At 67.8% G+C, this 20787-nt stretch carries 15 protein-coding genes; 8 read left to right on the top strand and 7 right to left on the bottom strand.

The window, feature by feature from the left end:
• Position 1 precedes the first annotated feature (1 nt).
• Together WAS25_RS13830 and WAS25_RS13835 are read right to left on the bottom strand one after the other, a co-directional pair.
• Positions 2 to 1357, bottom strand: coding sequence for a DmsC/YnfH family molybdoenzyme membrane anchor subunit (locus WAS25_RS13830; protein WP_422313094.1), 1356 nt, complete (start codon positions 1355 to 1357; stop codon positions 2 to 4).
• Positions 1354 to 3393 carry a molybdopterin-containing oxidoreductase family protein gene (locus WAS25_RS13835; RefSeq protein ID WP_422313096.1) on the bottom strand — a complete coding sequence of 680 codons (2040 nt, stop codon included), beginning with the start codon at positions 3391 to 3393 and terminating at the stop codon, positions 1354 to 1356. The genes WAS25_RS13830 and WAS25_RS13835 overlap by 4 nt, the downstream gene beginning before the upstream one ends.
• A 98-nt stretch (positions 3394 to 3491) precedes the next feature.
• On the opposite strand from WAS25_RS13835, the gene WAS25_RS13840 reads away from it, so the two are divergent.
• Positions 3492 to 4739, top strand: coding sequence for a threonine/serine ThrE exporter family protein (locus WAS25_RS13840; protein WP_422313098.1), 1248 nt, complete (start codon positions 3492 to 3494; stop codon positions 4737 to 4739).
• 116 nt (positions 4740 to 4855) lie between these two features.
• Here the strand turns inward: WAS25_RS13840 and WAS25_RS13845 are convergent, their stop codons facing one another.
• Positions 4856 to 5374: a hypothetical protein gene (locus tag WAS25_RS13845; RefSeq protein WP_422313100.1), complete on the bottom strand. Its 519-nt coding sequence runs from the start codon at positions 5372 to 5374 to the stop codon at positions 4856 to 4858.
• 160 nt (positions 5375 to 5534) lie between these two features.
• On the opposite strand from WAS25_RS13845, the gene WAS25_RS13850 reads away from it, so the two are divergent.
• The 5 genes from WAS25_RS13850 (at position 5535) to WAS25_RS13870 (ending at position 12372) form a co-directional block, all read left to right on the top strand.
• On the top strand, positions 5535 to 8108 hold the full coding sequence (locus WAS25_RS13850) for an ATP-dependent Clp protease ATP-binding subunit (protein WP_422313102.1): 2574 nt from the start codon (positions 5535 to 5537) through the stop codon (positions 8106 to 8108).
• A 71-nt stretch (positions 8109 to 8179) separates the two neighbouring features.
• Entirely contained in the window at positions 8180 to 9610 is a 1431-nt protein-coding gene (locus WAS25_RS13855) for an HD domain-containing phosphohydrolase (protein WP_422313104.1), read from the top strand.
• Entirely contained in the window at positions 9607 to 10437 is an 831-nt protein-coding gene (locus WAS25_RS13860; protein ID WP_422313106.1) for a response regulator, read from the top strand. The genes WAS25_RS13855 and WAS25_RS13860 overlap by 4 nt, the downstream gene beginning before the upstream one ends.
• A 4-nt stretch (positions 10438 to 10441) precedes the next feature.
• Complete coding sequence (locus WAS25_RS13865) at positions 10442 to 11452, top strand: glycoside hydrolase family 3 N-terminal domain-containing protein (RefSeq protein WP_422313108.1); 1011 nt, start codon at positions 10442 to 10444, stop codon at positions 11450 to 11452.
• Positions 11452 to 12372 (top strand): diguanylate cyclase, encoded by a 921-nt coding sequence (locus WAS25_RS13870; RefSeq protein ID WP_422313110.1) that lies wholly within the window; start codon positions 11452 to 11454, stop codon positions 12370 to 12372. The genes WAS25_RS13865 and WAS25_RS13870 overlap by 1 nt, the downstream gene beginning before the upstream one ends.
• Positions 12373 to 12432: 60 nt before the next feature.
• On the opposite strand, the gene metK is transcribed toward WAS25_RS13870, so the two are convergent.
• Positions 12433 to 13575, bottom strand: coding sequence for a methionine adenosyltransferase (gene metK / locus WAS25_RS13875; protein ID WP_422313112.1), 1143 nt, complete (start codon positions 13573 to 13575; stop codon positions 12433 to 12435).
• A gap of 183 nt (positions 13576 to 13758) precedes the next feature.
• Here metK and WAS25_RS13880 point away from each other — a divergent pair, with 183 nt between their 5' ends.
• Together WAS25_RS13880 and WAS25_RS13885 are read left to right on the top strand one after the other, a co-directional pair.
• Positions 13759 to 14892, top strand: coding sequence for a hypothetical protein (locus WAS25_RS13880; protein WP_422313114.1), 1134 nt, complete (start codon positions 13759 to 13761; stop codon positions 14890 to 14892).
• 126 nt (positions 14893 to 15018) lie between these two features.
• Positions 15019 to 17604 carry a hypothetical protein gene (locus tag WAS25_RS13885; RefSeq protein WP_422313116.1) on the top strand — a complete coding sequence of 862 codons (2586 nt, stop codon included), beginning with the start codon at positions 15019 to 15021 and terminating at the stop codon, positions 17602 to 17604.
• Between the two features lie 62 nt (positions 17605 to 17666).
• Here the strand turns inward: WAS25_RS13885 and WAS25_RS13890 are convergent, their stop codons facing one another.
• The 3 genes from WAS25_RS13890 to WAS25_RS13900 are packed head-to-tail and all read right to left on the bottom strand — an operon-like array spanning position 17667 to position 20781.
• Entirely contained in the window at positions 17667 to 18920 is a 1254-nt protein-coding gene (locus WAS25_RS13890) for a 1-acyl-sn-glycerol-3-phosphate acyltransferase (protein ID WP_422313118.1), read from the bottom strand.
• Between the two features lies 1 nt (position 18921).
• Entirely contained in the window at positions 18922 to 20145 is a 1224-nt protein-coding gene (locus WAS25_RS13895) for a spinster family MFS transporter (RefSeq protein ID WP_422313120.1), read from the bottom strand.
• 33 nt (positions 20146 to 20178) lie between these two features.
• A complete protein-coding gene (locus WAS25_RS13900) occupies positions 20179 to 20781 on the bottom strand; it encodes an OmpH family outer membrane protein (RefSeq protein WP_422313122.1) in 603 nt (200 codons plus the stop codon).
• Between the last annotated feature and the right edge of the window lie 6 nt (positions 20782 to 20787).

The raw sequence follows: 20787 nt of genomic DNA on the forward strand, positions 1-20787 counted from the left end.
CCTACATGGCCCCGTCGGCAGTGGAGAGCGGCGCTGCGGTGGCCGCCCCCAGCCGCACCAACAGATCCCCCCGAGGCGTGGCGACATCGAGCTCATCGTAATACTCGGTCCGATCGATGAGATCGCCCAGGATCGCCAGGGCTGCCGCCAGGAGGGGATGCGTCGCGCTCAGCCAAAGGGGACCCAGGAAGCCGAGGCCCAGCCGCAGAACGGAGACCGCAGGCCGGACGGGCCTGCCCAGTTCGGCGAAGTTCTGCTTCCGGTGCAGGTAGAGCAGCGCCTTGATCAGGCCCAGCAGCAGGGCCAGGGGCCAGATTCCCGCCAGCAGGCCCAGCAGGAAGAGGCCGTTGAACAGCACGTGGGCGCTGTGGAGGTTCCAAGGTCCCGTGCGCAGGGCCACGCGGTAGAGGCGGTCAATGGCGAAGAGGGCTGCGAACCCCGCCAGGGCCGCGGGGATGCCCAGCGCCGGCTGGACGAAGGTCGCCAGGACGCCCAGCCCCAGGAAGAGCGACACTGCGGCCACCTCCCGGGAGAGCCAGCTGGTGCGCAGGTGCAGCAGGGCCCTCCAGGCCCGGCCCGGCCGCCCCAGGTGCGCCGTGCTCAGGGCCATCACCAGGGCGCCCAGGAGCAGGAAGGTCCAGCGGTGGACGGGCGGACCGCCCAGCAGGGAAGCGCCCAGCCAGGCCGCGAGCCCGCTGATCACCGTGGTGAAGAGCAGCAGCGTCCACTCGCCCCGGAGGGTGATCTTCGGGTGCGCCACCCGCAGCAGCGCTTCGAGGTAGGGCCGCATCGCCTGGCCCGGTGGCCGGTGACCCTGACGGGGCGGCTCCGGTCGGTGCAGGGGCGCGATGGTGATGGCGGGCGCTGTGGCCGAGGAGGGCAGCCCCGGCACGCCGACGAGAGGACGCCCGGGATCGAGGGCGGACACGCCCAGGGCCTCCATGGGGCAGCGGGCCACGCAGGCGGGCTCGAGGCCTTGCGCCAGCCGCTCGGGACAGAGGGTGCATTTCTCGATGGTGCCCAGGGCTTCATTGAATTTCGGCGCATCGTGGGGGCAGGCCCAGGTGCAGTAGCGGCAGCCCATGCAGCGATCTGCGTGGATGGTCACAGCACCTGTGGCCGCGTCCTTCGTGTAGGCGTCCGCCGGGCAGTGCTCGAGGCAGGCAGGGGCATCGCAGTGGTGGCAGGCGAAGGAGAGGTGGAAGACCGGCAGGTCGGGGTGGCCGCAGGCGTTGAAGGTGTGGACGGTGCGCCAGGGGCGGGACTGGTGCTCGCGGTTCTCCATCCAGCAGGCCAGCACACAGGCCTGGCAGCCGGTGCAGCGGTTGGGGTCGAACGTGAACTGGGTCGCCGTCATGCCCGCTCCACCTCGACCAGGTTGTCGTGGAAACCCGCGCCAAAGCCCAGGTCTGTCTCCCGCCCCAGGGAGAGCTGGTTCACCGAGCCGCCGTCCTCAGCCCCGAAGCCGTTATAGGCCGCCACGGTGCCCGTCCGCATCCCAAAGTGGATGCGCAGCGGCAGTTCCAGGCTGCCGCGGTCGTTGAAGACGCGCACCCGCTGGCCCTCCTTCAGACCGCGCAGGTGGGCATCCTCGGGGCCCATCTCCAGGCTGGGCCCGGGCATGAGCTGGCGGATCACCTGCAGGGGCAGGAACTGGCTGTGGATGGAGTTCTTGGTGTTGGGCGTGAGCAGCTGCAGCGGATGCTTCCCGCCCCCGGCGGCCTGGCTCTCCACGGGCGGTGTGAAGTCCGGCAAGGCCTGTGCCCCCCAGCGGGTGACAGCCTCCTCGCTGAGCAGCTCCACCTTGCCCGAGGGCGTGGTGAAGCGCAGATCCGAGAAGGCGACTTCTTCCGCGCCCGGGGCCAGCACCGCCCCCTGTCTCAGTTGTTCGAGGCTGATGCCATGGGGCGCGATACGGGCCTCCAGCCAGGCCTCCACGCCCGCGTCGCCCGGCTCCGGCAGGCACTCGGCCAGCTGATCCAACGTGAAGCCCAGTCGCTGGCCCAGGGCGCGGTAGATCTCGGTCTCGGGCCGCACCTCGCCGGGGGGCTCCACCACCTTCTGCCGGAGCTGCAGGTAGGCGTGCCAGTAGGCGCCGATGACATCCGTCTGCTCGAAGAGGCTCTTGCTGGGCAGCACCAGGTGGGCCTCCCGGGCCGTGTCCGTTAGCCGCTCGTCCACCACCACCAGGAAGTCGAGGGCCCGCAGAGCGGCCAGCACCGTGGGCGTCTCCGGATTCTGCGCGGCGGGGTTACCCCGCTCCACCCAGCCCACCTTCAGCGGCGGATCCTGCTGCGCAAGCATGTCCGTGCCCAGGCGCGCGGTGCTCACGGAGACGCGCAACACGCCATCGGGCTGCTCGGGCGGGTAGAAATCCAGGGGGTCCTTCAGGTGCCCGAAGATCTGGGTGGCGAGGTTGGCGTAGACCCAGCCTGCACCGGGCTTGCCGAGGTTTCCCGTGAGGGGCAGCAGGGCCTGGATGGCCCGCATGGTCTGGCCGCCGTTGGTGTAGCGCTGCATGCCGAAGCCCGCGCAGATGCTCATGGGGGCCACCTGCCCCATGAGGTCGGCCAGCTCGAGGAGCTGCGCTTCGGGAATGCCGCACACCTGGGCGGTTCGAATCGGCGTCCAGGCTTTCACCATGGCGGCGAAAGGCTCGTAACCCAGGACATGTTCCCGGATGAAGGCCTCGTCCACTTGGCCGTCCTCGATGAGCAGGTGCGCCAAGCCCAGGGCCAGGGCCCCGTCGGTGCCCGGCCGCGGCTGCAGCAGCAGGTGGGCCCGGTCGGCGGTGGGCGTGCGGCGCGGATCGATCACCACCAGCTTCGCCCCGCGCTCGAGCGCCTGATGCACGAAGCGCATCTGGTGCAGGTTCGTCTCCGAGGCGTTCTTGCCCCACATGACGATGAGGCGGGATTGGGCGATGTCCCAGGGCGCGCTCTGGCGGTTGTCTCCGAAGGTGAGGCGCGTGGCCTCCAGGCCCGCGGGCCAGCAGAGGTCACCATACGTGGTGGTGCATCCGCCGAACTGCCGCCAGAAGGCCAGGCCACAGCCGTTGAGCAGGCCCTTGGTACCGCTGGCCGCGTAGTAGAAGACCGACTGCGGCCCGTGTGAGCTCCGTGCCGTGTCGAGGTGGCGGGCGATGAGGTCCAGCGCCTCGTCCCAACCCACCCGCTCGAAGCTGCCGGAGGCGGTCCGCTTCATGGGATGCAGGATCCGCTCGGGACTGGCTTGGCGTTCCAGGTAGCTGAGTCCCTTGAGGCAGGGGCCTTCGGAGGTGGCCAGGTTGCCTTCATGGGGATCGATGGCCGTCACCCGGCCCTGTTCCACCGTCACCCGCATGGCGCAGGTGCTGTAGCAGTTCCGGGGACAGGCGGTGGTGTGGACGGTCATGGCACTACCAGGATAGGGAGGGCCATGCGCCGGGTCGTGCTCCTCCAGGCGCTTGTGATCAAGATCCGCAGGGCGGCCCGGGGCCGCTAACCTGGGGCATGTCCGCACCCGAAGCCCCAGGTCCCGCCACCGCCCCACCGGCCGCCACCCCGCCCGAGATCTCACTCTGCCTGGAGCTGGGTCGGGCCTTCCAGGCCTTCGGGATCCCTGCCCACCGCTTCGAGGACGCCCTGGCGCGGATCTCGGAGCGCCTGGGCCTGGAGGGCCAGTTCTTCGCCCTGCCCACTGCCTTCTTCGCCTCGCTGGGGAAGGGAGGCCACCACTGGACCTTCATCCAGCGCAGCCCCTCCGGCGACGTGAACCTGGAGAAGCTGTCGGACCTGCAGGAGACCACAGACGCCCTCATTGCCGGGCAGCTGGACGCCGCCGCTGCCCGCGACCGGGTGCAGGCGATCCTGGCGGCGCCGGACCGATGGGGCGCGTTGCTCACGGTGCTCTGCTTCGGCCTCGGCTCTGCCCCGGCCGCCATCTTCTTCGGGGGTGGCTGGCGGGAGATGCTCCTCACGGCGGTGCTGGGCGCCCTGGTGGGCCTCACCGCGATCCTGCTGGGACGGAAGGCCGGCCTGTCCCGGCTGGTGCATCCCGTGGCGGGCACCCTGGTTGGCTTTCTGGCCCTGGCCGCCGCCTACCGGTTCCCCCAGGTCTCGCCCCAGGTGCTCACGGTGGCGGGCCTCATCGTCCTGGTGCCGGGCCTGCGCCTGGTGGTGTCAATGAACGAGCTGGCCACCGGCAACCTCGTCGCCGGCACCGCACGCCTGGTGGACACGGCCATGACCTTCCTGTCGCTGGGGTTCGGCGTGGCCCTGGGCCAGCGGCTCGCCGTATCCATGCTTGACCGCGCCTTGCAGGGCACGCCCCTGCCCCTGCCCGGCTGGACGATCCTGCCCACGCTGCTGCTGGCCGCCGCCGCCTTCGTGGTGATCTTCAAGGCGCGGCCCCGGGAGCTCCCCTGGATCTTCGCGGCCTGCGTGCTGGCCTTCTTCGGCACGCGCCAGGGCGCCGTGCTGCTTGGGCCCCAGTTCGGCGTGGGCCTGGGCGCCTTCGCCCTGGGCCTGGGCAGCAACCTCTTCACGCGGTTCACCCGGCGCCCCTCGGTGGTGACGCTGCTACCGGGACTGATGGTGCTGGTGCCCGGGGGACTCGGCTTCAAAGGCCTCGAGTTCATCATCCAGAAGCAGCTGGTGATGGGCCTCGACACGGCCTTCCAGGCCCTCTTCGTGGCCATCGCGCTGCTCACGGGCCTGCTGCTGGCCCACGCTGCCGTGCAGCCGAGGACCGCGCTGTAGGGGCTTGGCTGGCGCGGTTAGACCCGCCCGAAGTCCCCCTCAGGAAGCCGCCCGGAGCGAATTGCCCCGAGTTGCCTGGGGTCTGTTCTCCCGGGCGCCGCTCCCCGTTCCCGCCCCTAGTAGAACCGCAGGGCCAGGGAAACCCCGCCCCAGCCGGGGCCGGCCTGGACCTGGAAGCCGACGAAGCGGCCCGGATAGAAAGCAACCCAGCCGTGTGGCCCAGAGCGCACGGTGGTGGTATCCAGCTTCGTCTGCTCCTCGGCCGTGAACCACCCACCGTGGTCGATCTCCCACCCGGAGCTGTGGCGACCGTAGCCAAGCCCCCAGGCAAAGCCACGTTGGCGGGTCACAGCCACACCAAAGTAGCCGGCTGTATCCACTCGGCGGAGGGTCCCCCGGTCATTGAAGTTGATGTCGAAGTTCCAGTTGTTGCTGCCGGGATGTGGTCTTCCTCCCCCGCCCAGGTAGAAGCCGATCCCGGGCCTGAAGGTGTAGTGGACATCCAGGACCAGGGGTGCGGCATCGAAGGCGGTGCCGAGGGACATGCCCCAGCCGTGGGGGATCCTGGGGGCATAGGGATCAGCCTGCGCCAGAAGTGGGAAAGCCATCAGGAGGACCACCAAGACCTGTCTCATGGGTGACTCCAGCGGCCAATATGGGAGCCAGAAGGGTGGCGTCAAGTCGTATCCACTACTGGAATCACCCTGGATCTCAAGGCCGAGGTGTGATTTGATTTGAAGAAAATTTTAGTGCTTCGTAATCATATTTGTCCGATTATGGTGAATGAGGTGTCCCATGTCCCTCCTCCCCTTCACCCAGAAAGCCAATGACGCCCTGGTGGCCGCCCAGGAACGGGCCCGCCGGGACCAGCATCCGGAACTCGTTCCTCAGCACCTGTTCGGGGCGCTGCTCGGACCCGAAGCGGGTCTGCACCCGCTGCTGGAGCGGGCCGGCCTAGCCCCGGAGTCCATCCAGGGGCTGGCGGACGCCGCCGAAGGCCTGATCGCCAAGCTGCCCCGAGCCGTGGGCGGGGCCGAGCCCCAGGTCGGTTCGGCCTTCCGGCACTTTCTTGAAGTGGCCAGTGACACGGGTCGCGGCCTCGGTGACCGCTTCCTGGCCACGGACGCCCTGCTGCTGGCCCTGGCCAACGCCCATACCGATGCCAAGAAGGTGCTGGAGCGCTTCGGCCTGGACCGGAAGAAGCTCGAGGCCGCCATTCGAGAGGCCCGCAATGGCTCGAAGGTGGAAGACGAGAAGGCCGAGGAGAAGTTCGCCAGCCTGGAGAAGTATGCCAAGGACTACACAGCCCTGGCCGCGGCCGGGAAGCTGGACCCTGTCATCGGCCGGGATGAAGAGATCCGCCGGCTACTGCAGGTGCTCTCCCGCCGCACCAAGAACAATCCCGTGCTCATCGGCGAGCCCGGTGTTGGCAAAAGCGCCATCGTGGAGGGCCTGGCCCAGCGCATCCACAAGCGCGATGTGCCCGAGAGCCTCAAGGGCCTGCGGGTCATGGGCCTGGACATGGGGGCCCTGGTAGCCGGAACGCAGTACCGGGGCCAGTTCGAAGAGCGCCTGAAGGGCATCATCCAGGAGGTGGAGAAGGCCGAAGGCCAAGTGGTGCTCTTCATCGACGAATTGCACCTGCTGGTGGGCGCCGGGGCGGTATCGGGCGGCATGGACGCGGCCAACCTGCTGAAGCCGGCCCTGGCCCGGGGCGAGCTGCGCTGCATCGGTGCGACCACGCTGGACGAGTACCGCAAGTACATCGAGAAGGATGCCGCCCTGGAGCGCCGCTTCCAGCCCGTCTTCGTGGACGAGCCCAATGTGGAGGACGCCATCTCCATCCTGCGCGGCCTGAAGGAGCGCTACGAGCTGCACCACGGCGTGCGCATCCAGGACGCCGCCCTGGTGGCTGCCGCCCAGCTGAGCCACCGCTACATCGCCGACCGCTTCCTGCCCGACAAGGCCGTGGATCTCATGGATGAGGCCGCCAGCGCCGTGCGCATGCAGTTGGACAGCCGGCCCACGGAGATCGATGTCCGCGAGCGCCGGGAGATGCAGCTGCAGTTGGAGCGACACTCCCTCACCAAGGAGAAGGACGCGGCCAGCCGCGAACGGCTGGCGGACCTGGAAAAGGAATTGGCGGAGTTGAACGAAGAGTTGGCGGGGCTCCGCGCCCAGTGGGAGAACGAGAAGAAGGTCATCGAGGGGACCCGCGGGCTCCAGAAGAGGCTGGAGGACCTGCGCTTCGAGCTGGAACAGGCCAAGGTGAAGGGCGAGTACGAGCGGGCCTCACGCCTGGAGTACGGCGAGATCCCGGCCCTGGAGAAGCAGCTGGCGGCCGCCTCTCCCAGGGAGAGCGCCATGCTCCGCCTGGAGGTGGGCCAGCCCGACATTGCGGCCATCGTCAGCCGCTGGACCGGGATTCCGGTGAACCGCATCCTCGAAGGCGAGGTGGAGAAACTGCTCAAGATGGAGGCCCGCCTGCGGGAGCGCGTGGTGGGCCAGGATCCCTCCCTGACCGCCATCGCCGATGCCCTGCGCCGCAACCGCGCGGGCCTGGGCGATCCCAAGCGCCCCATCGGCAGCTTCCTCTTCCTGGGGCCCACCGGCGTGGGCAAGACGGAAGTGGCACGGGCGCTGGCGGAGTTCCTGTTCGACGACGAGAACGCCTTGGTGCGCATCGACATGAGCGAGTTCACCCACGAGGCTGACGCCACGCGCCTCATCGGCGCCGCACCCGGCTACGTGGGCTACGAGGAGGGCGGGCGCCTCACGGAGGCCATCCGCCGCCGTCCCTACGCGGTCATCTTGCTGGACGAGATGGAGAAGGCCCACCCCAGAACCTTCGACATCTTCCTCCAGGTGCTGGAGGACGGCCGCCTCACGGACGGCCAGGGGCGGACCGTTGATTTCCGCAATACCGTGGTGCTCATGACCACCAACCTGGGCAGCCAGGCCATCTTCGATGCTGGCGGCGATCCCTCCAAAGCCGAAGCCGCCGTCCAGGACGCCCTGCATGCCCACTTCCGTCCCGAGTTCCTGAACCGCCTCGATGAGGTGGTGGTCTTCAGATCACTCACCCGGGAGGACATGAAGTTCGTGGCCCGGATCCAGCTCAAGCGGGTGGAAACACTTCTCCAGGCCCAGCGGCTGGAGCTGGAAGTCCCCGAAGCAGCCCTGGCCTGGCTGGCCTCCGAGGGCTTCGACCCCCACTACGGGGCCCGACCCCTCAAGCGGCTCATCCAGCAGGTCGTGGTGAACCCCCTGTCCCGCATGGTCCTCCAGGGCCAGCTGAAGCCTGGCGGCCTTGCCCGTCTGGCGGTCCGGGACGGACAGCTCCTGGTGGAGGCTGAGGCGGTTCAGTAATAGCAACCGGGCCCCCGAAACTTGCCCCGGACCGGCTCCCGTCCGATGAGGGTCGCGTAGCCGGAGTCTGCGTGCCCCTCCCCTCCCCCATCCCCATCCTCATCGTGGACGATGAGGCGGACTTGCGAAACCTGCTGGTGGAGGCCCTGGAGGATCAGGGCTATGCCGCCGTGGGGGCGGAAGGCGGCGCCCAGGCCCTAGCCCTGGTCAGCGAACGCCACTTCCCAGTGATCTTCACGGACCTCAACATGCCTGGTGGGCTGTCGGGACTGGAGTTGCTCCGGGCCGTCCATGACCAGGACCCTCAGGCCATGGGCATCCTGATGACCGGCTACGCCACCACGGAAGCTGCCATCCAGGCCTTGAAGCGGGGAGCCTACGACTTCATCCAGAAGCCATTCAAGCTCATCGAGATTGAAACCAGCCTGGAGCGTGCCCTGGAACACTACCGCCTGCTGCGGGAGAACGAGGAATACCAGCAGAACCTCGAGCACATGGTGGAGGCCCGCACCCAGGAGATCCTGGGGCTGAAGAACGACATCGAGAAGCTGTTCGAAGGCTTCGTGAACGCCTCCGTGACGGCCATCGAGGCCCGCGATCCCAGCACCTCGGGTCACTCCAGCCGGGTGGCCGACCTGACGGTGGGCCTCGCCGAGGCGGTGAACCAGACGCCCAACGGCCCCTACGGTGGCCTCCATTTCAATCCTCTGCAGATCCGTGAGATCCGCTATGCCAGCCTCCTGCACGACTTCGGCAAGGTGGGTGTCCGCGAGCAGGTGCTGGTGAAGGCCAAGAAGATCGAGGGCGAGCACCTCGAGAGCATCTACCAGCGGCTGCACCAGCGGACCCTGGAGTCCATGCGCGACCGGATGCTCGATGCCTGGAGCAAGGGGAACACCTTTGATCACGACGCCCTGGCAAGCCTCCTGGGCGAACAGGAGGACGAGACCCGGCGCCTCATGGACCTGGTCCGGCGCAGCAATGAACCCACCGTCCTGCCCGAGAAGGTGGCCCTGGAACTGGTCCAACTGGAGGACCTCACCTACCAGCACTGGTCGGGGGACCGCCGGACCCTTATCGAGCGCCAGGACATCGACCTGCTGAAGATCACGAAGGGCAGCCTCTCGGAGGAGGAACGGGACGAGATCCAGAACCACGTGACCTACACCTACCGGTTCCTCAGCCAGATCCCCTGGACCTCCGAGCTTGCCGGTGTCCCCCTGATCGCCTGGGCCCACCATGAACGCCTCAACGGCAAGGGCTACCCGCGCCAGCTCAAGGAGCCGGACATCCCGGTCCAGAGCAAGCTCATGGCCGTCTCGGACGTCTATGACGCCCTCACGGCCGCCGACCGACCCTACAAGGCCGCGGTGAGCGTGGAGCGCAGCCTCCAGATCCTGGAGCAGGAGGCCAAGGTCAACCTGCTGGACACGGAAGTGCTGCGCATCTTCCTGGAAGCCCGAATCTATGAGCGGACCGTTCCGCATGGCCTGGCCCCATGATCCAGCAGCCCATCCTCATCGTCGACGACGAGCCCGAAGTCCGCGAGACCTTGCTCGAGGCGCTGAGTGAGCAGGGCTACACCGCCGAGGCGGTGTCGAGCGGCGAGGCCGCCCTGGCCCGCATGGCCGACCGCTCCTTCCCCGTGGTCCTCACGGACCTTCACATGCCCGGCGGGCAGACGGGGCTCGATCTCATCGGTGCGATCCGGCACCAGTTCCCGGACACGCTCTGTGTGCTCATCACGGCCTACGCCACCCTCGACACCAGCATCGAGGCCCTGAAGCGCGGCGCCTACGACCTGATCCAGAAGCCCTTCCGGCTGGCTGAGATGGAGGTGGTCCTCAATCGGGCCCTGGACCATGCCAGCCTGCTCGGGAAGGTCCGTGACTACCAGGTGGAGCTGGAGAGCCGGATCCTGAGCCGGACTCGGGACCTGCGGGAGGCCCACGCCGAAGCCCTGGCGCTCTGCGATCTGGGGTTGCGGGCCCTCGATGCCCCCTCCTTCAAGGCCGCGCTCGATCCACTGCTGGACCGCCTGGCAGCCCGCTGGTCCCCAGATGGCTTGGGCATCTTTAAGCGGAGCAAGGACGGCGCTCTGAACTGTGTGGCGAGCCGGGGGCGCCTCGCCCTCCCCCAGCGGCTTGAGCGGCCCCACCCTGGACCGCTGACGGCGCCCGGGCTGGGCTATTTCGAAGACCACCTGCTGCCCCTCGGCCCCGCTGGCTGGGTCTACCTTGGCTTCGACTGCCGCTCAGCCTTCATGGAGACGGACCCGGCCTTCCTACTGCTGGCCCGGCACCTGGAGCTGGTCCTCCGGGTAAGGTGAGGGGATGACCAGCCCCCATCAACTTCTCTGGAGCGGCTTTCGTGGCCTCGATGCCGCGGAGGTAGACCTGCCCTTCCGCCCGGGGGGGATCATCCTGTTCGCCCGCAACCTGGATCCAGATCCCGTCCTGGGCCCACCCCGCTGCCGGGCCCTCATCGACGGCCTGCAGGCTCGCTTCGGCGGGGACCTCCCCCTGGCCGTGGCCCTGGACCAGGAGGGCGGCCCCGTGAGCCGGCTCCGGCCCTGGACCGGCCCCACGCCCCCCCTGCGCCAGCTCTGGACCCGTGGCGGCCCGTTGGCCTGCGCTGCCTGGGGCCAGCTCTGGGGCGAGGGCCTGCGCCTGCTGGGCTTCAACGTAGACTTCGCCCCCGTGGTGGATCTCTGGGACGGTCATCCCGGCGCTGGCATCGGGGATCGCGCGGCCAGCGCCTTGCCCGCCGAAGCTGCCCAGGCCGCCGGGGCCTTCCTGCACGGCCTGGAATCTACGGGGGTGCGGGGCTGTCTCAAGCATTTTCCGGGTCTAGGTGGCACCACCCTGGACAGCCATCAGGGTCTGCCGGCCCTGGATGACGCCGCCCAGGTGAACCGCAACGCCGCGGCCTTCATCCCCCTCGCCCAGCCGGACCGGCTGGTCATGGTGGCCCACCTCCGTACCCCGGCCAGCGGCACGCTGCCGGCGAGCCTCCACCGCGCCTCCGTGGTGGACAACCCCTGGGGCATCCAGGGCCGGTTCCTCCCCGACGATCTGGAGATGGGCGGCTGCGCCGACTGGAGCTGGGACGACCGGGTGCGACTGTCCCTGGAAGCCGGCCACCAGTGGCTGCTGGTCTGCCAGACACCGGCGGGCTGGACGGCCTGTGCCGAAGCCGCTGGGCGGCTCCCGGAGGCCCTCTGCACTCAGGCCATGGCCTCGACCAGGACCATGCGGAGGCACCTGCCGCCGGCGGTGCCCTTCGACCTGCCGGCCTGGAACAGTTGGATCGCGCGGCTCCAAGTGGCCGCAGGGGAGGTGTGATGGCCGGTCGAATCCTCATCGTCGATGACAACGCCATGATCCGCAGCGAGATCAAGGCCGTCCTCATGAAGGACGGCAGTTTCACGCACTTCATGGAGGCCTCGGACGGCCTGACGGCCTTCAAGACCATCATGGAGCAGCCCCCAGACCTGGTGCTCTGCGACCTGGTCATGCCGGGCTTCGATGGCCTGAAATTCCTGGGCCTCAAGGCCAGCCGGAAGGAGCTTGAGCAGATCCCCGTCATCATCCTCACGGCCGAGGATGACCTGGACCGCAAGGCCGAGATCCTTGAGCGCGGCGCCTCCGATTACGTCACCAAGCCCTTCCACGAGAAGGAGCTGCTGGCCCGGGTGCGCATCCACACCAAGCTGAAGCTCCTCCAGGACGAGCTCCGCGAGAAGAACCTCCAGCTCGAGACGCTCTCCGTCACGGATCCGCTGACGGGCCTGGCCAACCGGCGACGGCTCATGGCGCGCCTCGAGGAGGAGGTCCAGCGGGCCCGGCGCTACAAGACGCCCCTGTCGGTGGTCATGATCGACATCGACCACTTCAAGCAGGTGAACGATACCCACGGCCATGCGATGGGTGACGAGGTCCTCCGGAACATCGGCGCCCTGCTCAAGGCCAATGTGCGCACCACCGACCTTGCCGCCCGCTACGGCGGCGAGGAACTGACGCTGATCCTCACCCACACGGATCTCGACTCGGCCAAGCAGGTGGCCGAGAATCTCCGCCAGAAGTTCGCCGACCTGGAACACCAGCTCGATGGCGTCACGCTGAAGAAGACGGCCAGCATGGGCGTGGCCTCCCGCGACGGACAGGGCGATGTCCCCCACGCCGAGGAGCTCCTGAAGCACGCTGACGAGGCCCTCTACCGGGCCAAGCAGGGAGGGCGGAACCGGGTGGAGGCCTCCGAGTAGGCCCACCCAAATGCCATGAAAGCGGCCCCTGACGGGGCCGCGATCGATTCATGGGAAGCTCTACTTCGCGGCCTTCTTCAGCGCCTCGACCTTGTCCGTCTTCTCCCAGCTGAACTCGGGGCGGCCGAAGTGGCCGTAGGCCGCCGTGGCGCGGTAGATGGGCTTGCGCAGATCCAGGGCCTCAATCATGGCCTTGGGGGTGCAGCTGAAGATCTCGCGCACGGCCCGGACAATGGCTTCATCCGAGACCTGGCCGGTGCCGAAGGTGTCCACGGCGATGGACACGGGTTCCGCCACGCCAATGGCGTAGGCCAGCTGGATCTCGCAGCGGCTGGCGAGGCCGGCAGCCACGATGTTCTTGGCGATGTAGCGGCCCATGTAGGCGGCGCTGCGGTCCACCTTGCTGGGGTCCTTGCCGGAGAAGGCGCCGCCGCCGTGGTGGCCGCTGCCGCCGTAGGTGTCGACGATGATTTTGCGGCCCGTGAGACCGGTATCACCCATGGGGCCCCCAACTACGAAGCGGCCGGTGGGGTTCACGTGGTAGACGGTCTGGGCGTCCAGCAACTCGGCGGGCAGCGCCGCCTTGATCACGTCCTGGAGAATGCTGTCCCGGATGGTGTTCTGGGTGACGTGCTCGTCGTGCTGGGTGGAGATCACCACCGTGTGGATGCGCTGCACCTTGTCGCCGTCGAATTCCACGGTGACCTGGGATTTCCCGTCGGGCCGCAGCCAAGGCAGCTGACCGTTCTTGCGGACCTCGGACAGCCTGCGGGTCAGCAGGTGGCTGAAGTGGATGGGGGCGGGCATGAGCTCCGGCGTGTCGCTGCAGGCGTAGCCGAACATCAGGCCCTGGTCGCCGGCGCCGCCCGTGTCCACGCCCATGGCGATGTCGGGACTCTGCTGGTCGATGGTCACCATCACCGCGCAGGTGTTGTAGTCGAAGCCCTTGATGTGGTGGTCGTAGCCGATGTCCTTGACCACGTCCCGCACCAGGGAGGCCACGGGGATGTAGGTCTCCGTGGTGATCTCGCCGGCGACCAGCACCAGGCCCGTGGTGAGGAGGGTCTCGCAGGCCACGCGGCTGCGGGGATCGTCCTTCAGGGCGGCATCAAGCACCGCGTCGGAGATCTGATCCGCCATCTTGTCGGGATGCCCCTCGGTGACGCTCTCGGATGTGAACAGGTGTCGCCCCTGGGTTGCCATGCCGGACTCCTTGGAACACCCCCAAACAGTCGCTCAGGGGAAACATTGACTATATCGCAGGGCCCGAAGTCCTTACATCTTTCGGATGACGCGCGAATCCTTGCCTTGCCATAGGCTTGAGGACTAAGGTGGGGAGTTCCCCGTCTTCGCCAGACACCCGACTGCCCCCCTCTGGAGGAACCCATGAATCCCTTCCGACGTCCGACGCTGGCCCTGGCCCTCATGGCCGCCTCCGTACTGATGGTCTCCACCGCCTGCAAGCGCGAGGACCCGCAGATCCGGGAACTGACCCAGAAGGCTGCCGAGGCTGACAAGGCCAACCAGCAGCTGAACCAGGCTGGCAGTGAGCAGCAGAAGAAGCTGGCCCAAGCTGGTGTCAATGACATCAAGCCCAACGCCGAGACCCTCCAACTCACCGACGAGCAGAAGAAGGCCCTGGAAGAGCGTATCAAGAACGAGAAGAACAGCTCCTACCAGGCCCTGCTCCAGGAAGTGCTGGACAAGGACAAGGAGATCAAGGACCTCAACGGCAAGCTGGCCAAGCTCAAGGCCGACCTGCCCAAGCCCGACGTGGCAAAGCCCAATGACAACCACTACAGCATGGCCCTGCGCTTCCTCAAGAAGAAGGGCGTGCCCGAGGCGGAAGCCAAGAAGCTGGTGAGCCGCGTGGCCATCCTGGACAAGCTGGCCCCCGGTTTCGAGGTCTATCACTTCTATGCCAACGGCACCTACGGCACCTGGGTGTCCCAGGGCAAGGCCAAGATCACCCCCAACGATCTGATGCGCCAGGAGCGCGAGAAGATCGAAGGCGAGCGGGACGAGGCCGTGGCCCAGAATGAGAAGCTGCAGGAAGAGGTCGTCGATCTGGAAGGCCAGAAGAAGAAGATCGAGGAGGAGATCGCCGGGCTCCGCTCCGAGCGGACCAACCTCATCGAGGAGCGCGCCAAGCTCCAGTCCGACAATGCCGCACAGGTCTCCAAGCTGAACTCCCTGCACTACGTCATCGGCACCCGCGACAAGCTGAAGGCTGACGGCGTCATCGAGATCCCCGTATTCGCCAAGGACCGGGCCGGCAAGAACTGGAGCGATGACAAGTTCACCCAGAGCCTTGACCTCAGGTCAGCTAAGACCATCGTCATCAAGGCCGCAGACCTGGGCCTGAAGAAGATCGGCAAGGTCAATGTGGTGCCCGGTTCCTACCTCAAGGACGAGCACTACAAGCTGACCATCAGCGAGGACAAGATGACCGCCACCATCGAGCTCATCACCGTGAGCCGCTTTAAGAACGACAAGGTCGTCTTTGCCGTGACCGACTAGGACTTTTCACGCCCTGGAGGGGCCCCGGCTGGGGCCCCTCCTTTTTTGTGGAATTTCGGCTCCGGCCCGCCTATCGTCTGGAGACCCATCCTGGATTTCCCCTAACCACACCCATGAGGTGAAGCAATGCGCGTAAACCTGTACCAAGCGCTCCTTGGCACGTCCCTGCTGGGACTTCTCGCGTGCACTGGTGGCGGCGATTCCAAGGCCCCCATCAACCCCACCGGCCCGGCGAGCAGCCCCAGCTCGACCACGGCGGTCTTCGACCCGGCCACTGGCGCCGTGCCCCTGCCGAACATCCTGGTGACGGCCACGACCACCGCCATCACCTACACCGCCACCTCCACGCCGGCGGCAGGAACCCTGAACATCACCCCCGGCTACCCCCTCACCCCGGACAAGGCCCTGTCCTACGTGAACCTTGTGGAAATGGGCGGCTCTAACGCCGTTTCCGGTGTGAACGCCCCAATCTACATCGGCTTCACCAATGGCGTAGACACCGCGACGATCAATGCCGCCAACGTCAAGATCTTCATCGTGACCCCCGACCAGGCTCCAACAGTCAACCCCTCCAGCTTTGAGAACAACCCGCTGACCTTCACAGACGTTTCCGGGCTCTTCACCTTCAGCACCATGACCCTCACCCCCAGCGGCGTGGGTGCCTATGCCATGCCCAAGGTGCCCCTGCCCCCCGGTTACCGCTTCCTCTATGTGGTCACCAACCGGGTGAAGGACACGGCCGGCAAGCCGATCTCGGCCTCGCCCTACTTCGAAGCCCTGAAGTCCACCACCACCCTGGCCGGCTCCTTCGCCGGGCTGGAACCGATTCGCGCCAACGCCATGTCTGGGGCCAACATCAAGCTTTCCGGCTATGCGAAGGTGATGAACGACCTCATCGCCGCCAGCGCCACCACTACCATCACCCAGCGGGGCGACATCGCCCTCATGGGCCGCTTCATCACCACAGGGGCGGGCTACATCCCCGCCGATCCCATCGGGACGCCAGCCTCCCGGATGCCCGTGGAGACCGCCCTGTGGGCCTACGCGAACAACGCGAACCTGGGCGCCACTTCCCTTCTGGCCGACTTCAGCACCGCTGAAAGCCGGGCCTGGACGAATGGCGTTTCACACTTCCAGTTGATGGGGACCTCCGCCATTCCCAGTGGTGCCGGCTCCATCTCGGCGATCTTTGGCTCCATTCCCAGCGCCGCCGTGGGTTTCGTGGGCGCGGGCACGTTTGAGAGCGCCGACTTCCAGCTTGATCCCTATGCAGTGCACGCCAACCTCGCCAATGCCGGTGGCAACCTCGATGCCATCTCTGGCCTGGTCTACAATCCCGGCACGAGCGTGGCCATCGGCCCCCTCGCTGCGGCCCCGGGCACGGGCATTCTTCAGTCCTTCCGCAATGGCACCGGCGTGCTGCGCGGGTTCTACCACCAGACCCGCCGGGTGCCCTTCATCGTGGTCGCTCCCATCACACCCGCCCCGGTGGGCGGCTACCCCGTGGCGGTCTTCATGCACGGCATCGGCGGCCAGAAGGAACAGGCCCTGGGCCTGGCCAACACCCTCTGCGCCGCGGGTTACGCCGTGGTTTCCATCGATCAGGCTGTCCACGGCCTGCCGGCCAATGGCCAGCTGGATGTCACCGGGACTGCGGTGACCGGCAGCCTGACCTCGCCGCTCTACACCGGAAAGGGCATGGGCAATGGCCGGCCTCAGGCCGAATGGGCCAGCAACTTCTTCATGCTGCCCTCCATCCTCACCGCCCGCACCAACGTGCAGACCAGCGCCTTCAACCTCTGGCGCCTCGAGCGGATCCTCAAGCAGCCCGCCGGGGATCCCTCCAGCCTGCAGGCGGCCATGAGCGGCGCTGGCAAGTCCTTGAGCGCCGCTGGCGCCAGTCAGTATGTCGGCCAGAGCCTGGGTAGCATCGTCGGTTCCTACTTCCTGGCGGGCAACAGCTCCCAGACCGGCGGCAGCAACATGAAGGGCCTGCTGAGCGTTCCTGGCGCCCGTCTGGCCTGGATCCTGAAGGAGAGCCCTGCCTTCTCCGCCACCGTGGCCGGTGGCCTTGCCGCTGCGGGCGTTCCCACCGGCAGCGCCGCCTTCTACCAGTTCTTCGCCCTGGCCCAAGCCGTGGCCGACCCGATCGACCCCGCCACCATGGGCACCCCCCTGCCCGGTGCCCCTGTCTCGCGCTTCATCAACCGCCTGCTGGTCCAGGAAGCGGTGGGTGACACGGTGATCCAGAACGCCTGCGGCCAGTACTTCGTCAACGCCTTTGCAGGCCGCCAGGGCCAGTTGGGTGTCGACGTCAGCGCCACCACTGGGCTGCCTGGGTTCACCCAGGTGCTCCGCAACGGCCAGGCAACGCCCCCTGTGCCATATGTCTACGGCGCGACCCTGGCGGGCTTCAAGGCTGCGGTGGCTGCCGCCACGGCATCTTCGGACACCACGCCAACCCAGGGCGTGATGCAGTACAGCCCCGCCCAGCACGGGATGCTGCTTCAGGACTCGGCCACGGCCGCGAATGTCGCCGCTTGCCAGACCCAGATGTATGCCTGGGTGAAGTACGGACTGGTCGTCGATGGTGCCAACGCCGCCGGCTTCCCTGTCAGGGCTTCACAGACCGAAGTGTCGAAGATGGTGCTCCCCGGGCTCTACGGACCTGAGAGCCTCGCAATCCACTACCCGCTTACCCCCCAGGAATAGCTGGGGCTGCACTCACCAGGAAGCGCCATCCCCCGGATGGCGCTTCTTTTTTGTATCGATCTTCAGCGGGCCAGGTCCGGGAACGCCTCCAGCAGCTGCCTTCGTGCTTCGATCAACTCGGGCACGGCGGGGTCCCTGCGCCGGAGGAAGCCACGGATGGCCTGGAGGTCCTCGGCGGCACGCTCCAGGATCGGTAGGCCTAGGCCCACAGCCAGGAGCAGGGCCAGAGGCAGCAGGCCCATCCGCCAGCCCCAGACGACACCAGCCCCACCGGCCAGCAGGAAGGCCCAGGCAGGAAAGAGCACAGCCCCCCCCAGCAGCTTGAGCGTCGCGGTCTGGTCCCCTTCATCCGTGAAGCGTCCGGCCAGCCAGCCGGTCAGCCGGTAGGGTGCCCAGAAGAGCAGGCTCGGCGGCAGCAGCAGGGCCGCGGTCGCCAGCCGGAGGGCGGCTCCCGGCAGCCAACGGCGGATCTCCGCAGCCGGGTAGGGGTGCCCGACCTGATCGGGCCGGAGTCCCTTGGACCGCAGCCAGGCCTGGGCCTCATGGACCCGGCCCTCCAAAGCCGAGAGGTCCCCTAGGGAGAGGGCCGCCAACCGTGGCACCAGGGCCCGCACGCGCTGGCGCAGGGCCTCCAGGTCCACCCGGGCGCCAGGGGCCTCGGCGAGGAGCCAGGCCACCTCCTGGGCCAGGGCCAGGCAGCGCGCATCTGCCTCGTGGAGGGTGAGCGGCTGCAACGCCGCCCGGATCCGTGCGGTCAGGGCCGCCACGGTCTCGTGGGAGGTCCCCTGCCCGGCCAAGTCCTCGAAGGGGATCGGCGTCCCCAGCCGCAGCAGGACACTGTGCCGGAAGGTGCCGCGGTCGCCATAAACCAGGCCCGCAGGTACCAGGGCCAGGGGCACCGGGCTGGTCAATGCCATGCGGGCTGCACCGGTCTTGAGCGGGGCGAGGTCGGCCTCCGTGTGGCTCACGCCCTCGGGGAACATGGCGACGGAGTCTCCGCGGGCCAGCACCTCATGGACCTTGCGGAAGCTGCCCAGGATGGTCTCCCGCGTGGCCCCGCCGTCCTTGGGCCGGGTGACGGGGATGGCCCGGAAGGCCGAGAGGAAGGGTCGGAGTGGCAGGATCTTCCACAGGGTGGCCTTGGCCAGCCACCCGACCCTGCGGTCCAGGAGGGCGGCCGCGGCCAGCGGATCCAGCAGGCCGTTCGGATGGTTCAGCAGGATCAAGCATGACCCGGAAGGGAGGGCCGGTCCTTCGCACCGCAGGGCGCGGAACCAGATCCGCCCGAGGAACCGGGCTGTGCCGCTGCGCCCCACCTCAGGCCGACACGAGGGGCCGGCGGCGCGCCCAGATCAGCGCCACGGCCGAGATCAGGATGGCGGGAATCACCAGCAGCATGGCCTTGCCCAGGGCGGCCCCTCCGGCACCACCGGCCTCGGAGACACGACCCACCAGGGCAGGGCTGATCGCATCCCCCAGCAGGTGGATGAGCAGGACATTGATACCGGTGCCAGTGGCCCGCACCGAGGCCGGCAGACAGCTCACCGTGAGGGCGTTCACTGGGCTGGTATTGACGAACAGCATGAGCATGGCCAGGAAGAAGGCCAGGTAGGTGGCGTGCAGGTTGCCCGAGGTGAGTGCCCAGAACACCGCCGGTATGGACGCCAGGAGGGTCAAGGCGCTCAGGTCCACGCCGATGTCGGGCCAGCGATGCTGCAGGCGCTTGGTGAGCAGGCCCCCGGAGAAGGTGCCGAGGATGCCCGTGACCACCAGGAAGAGGCCGAAGACCTCTCCGGCGGAGCCCACGCTGACCCCATGCCTGCGCTGGAGGAAGGCGCTGCCCCAGAAGCCCAGGGCCCCCATGGCAAAGGTGTAGGCCACGTAGCTGCCGGTGCAGGCCACCCAGACCCGATTGGTGAGAATCGCCCGCAACTTCAGCCCGTAGGACAGCCCGGCGGCGGTATCGGTTCCCTGGTCCTGGCCGCCCCGAGGGGGATCGGCGAGGGTGGCCATACGGGCAGCGAAGAAGAGGCCCGGCAGACCGGCCACCAGGAAGGCCTGCCGCCAGCCCCAGTGCTGGGCCACGATGCCGCCCAGGGCATAGCCCAGGGCCGAACCCACGGGAATGGCCAGGTAGAACCAAGTGAACTTGGCGGCCCGCTCGTCTTCCGGGAATAGGTCGGCCAGCAGGGCCGGCCCCAGGCTGGCGTAGGCCGCCTCACCGATGCCCACCAGGGAGCGCGTGAAGAGCAGCCCCCAGAAGCCGTGGACCAGGCAGGCGCCGGCAGTGGCGAGGCTCCAGAGACCCACCCCCACGGCCACAAGACGCGGGCGGTGGAAGCGGTCAGCCAGGAGCCCGAAGAGGGGCGCACCCACCATGTAGGCCAGGAGGAAGATGCCGTTGACCCAGCCTCGCTGGGTATCCGAGAGGCCAAGGTCCCGGCCCATCGGCTCGATGACCGCCGCCACGACCATCCGATCCAGGTAGTTCACCAGGTTGATCCCGGTGAGCAACAGGAGCAGGCGTCGTGCGGCGGTCATGGCGGAGGTCAGCCCGGCGGGGCTTGGCCGTGACTACTTCTTGGGGGCGGCGGCAGGCTTCGGCGCGGCCGGTTTCGCGGCGGCAGGCTTCGGCGCAGCGGCGGCGGGAGCGCCCTCTGTGGCATCCAGGCGCTTGGAGATCTCGGCAGTGAAGGCCTTCATCCACTCGGCATCACCCCAGGAGAGGATGCCGATGGCCTGGTCGGACAGGACCAGCTGGAGCTTCTGCTCCTTGGCGAGCTGCTCGACAATGGGGGCCGCGATCTTGGTGATGGCCTCGCCGACCTTACGCTCCACACGCTGATACTCCGCCTGGCTGTCCTCCTGCATCTTCTTGGCCTCGAACTCCACGTCGCGGTACTTCTTGGCCAGGGGTTCCTTCTTCTCGGGATCGAGGCTTGGGGAGTTCAGCTGCTGCTGCAGGGTCTGGAGTTCCTGGCCCTTGGCCTGGAGCTTCTCTTCCAGGTTCTTCTTGGTGATCTCCAGCTCGGAGAAGATGGCGCCGGCCTTCTTGGAGGTGCGGACCAGCTGGTTGATGCTGAAGAAGGCGAACCGGGGGGCTTCCTGCGAGACGGCAGGGGTGGCGAGGGCCGCGGACAGGCACAGGGCGGCCAGGGACGGGGCGATGAGGCGCATGGGAGT

The sequence above is a fragment of the Geothrix sp. genome, assembly GCF_049292215.1.
Classification (GTDB): Bacteria; Acidobacteriota; Holophagae; order Holophagales; family Holophagaceae; genus Geothrix.

Bases quoted from the DNA above. Each gene is read 5' to 3' on its own strand.
- WAS25_RS13830 (WP_422313094.1), bottom strand. From the start codon at position 1,357: ATGACGGCGACCCAGTTCACGTTCGACCCCAACCGCTGCACCGGCTGC.
- WAS25_RS13835 (WP_422313096.1), bottom strand. From the start codon at position 3,393: ATGACCGTCCACACCACCGCCTGTCCCCGGAACTGCTACAGCACCTGC.
- WAS25_RS13840 (WP_422313098.1), top strand. From the start codon at position 3,492: ATGTCCGCACCCGAAGCCCCAGGTCCCGCCACCGCCCCACCGGCCGCC.
- WAS25_RS13845 (WP_422313100.1), bottom strand. From the start codon at position 5,374: ATGAGACAGGTCTTGGTGGTCCTCCTGATGGCTTTCCCACTTCTGGCG.
- WAS25_RS13850 (WP_422313102.1), top strand. From the start codon at position 5,535: ATGTCCCTCCTCCCCTTCACCCAGAAAGCCAATGACGCCCTGGTGGCC.
- WAS25_RS13860 (WP_422313106.1), top strand. From the start codon at position 9,607: ATGATCCAGCAGCCCATCCTCATCGTCGACGACGAGCCCGAAGTCCGC.
- WAS25_RS13865 (WP_422313108.1), top strand. From the start codon at position 10,442: ATGACCAGCCCCCATCAACTTCTCTGGAGCGGCTTTCGTGGCCTCGAT.
- WAS25_RS13870 (WP_422313110.1), top strand. From the start codon at position 11,452: ATGGCCGGTCGAATCCTCATCGTCGATGACAACGCCATGATCCGCAGC.
- metK (WP_422313112.1), bottom strand. From the start codon at position 13,575: ATGGCAACCCAGGGGCGACACCTGTTCACATCCGAGAGCGTCACCGAG.
- WAS25_RS13880 (WP_422313114.1), top strand. From the start codon at position 13,759: ATGAATCCCTTCCGACGTCCGACGCTGGCCCTGGCCCTCATGGCCGCC.
- WAS25_RS13885 (WP_422313116.1), top strand. From the start codon at position 15,019: ATGCGCGTAAACCTGTACCAAGCGCTCCTTGGCACGTCCCTGCTGGGA.
- WAS25_RS13895 (WP_422313120.1), bottom strand. From the start codon at position 20,145: ATGACCGCCGCACGACGCCTGCTCCTGTTGCTCACCGGGATCAACCTG.
- WAS25_RS13900 (WP_422313122.1), bottom strand. From the start codon at position 20,781: ATGCGCCTCATCGCCCCGTCCCTGGCCGCCCTGTGCCTGTCCGCGGCC.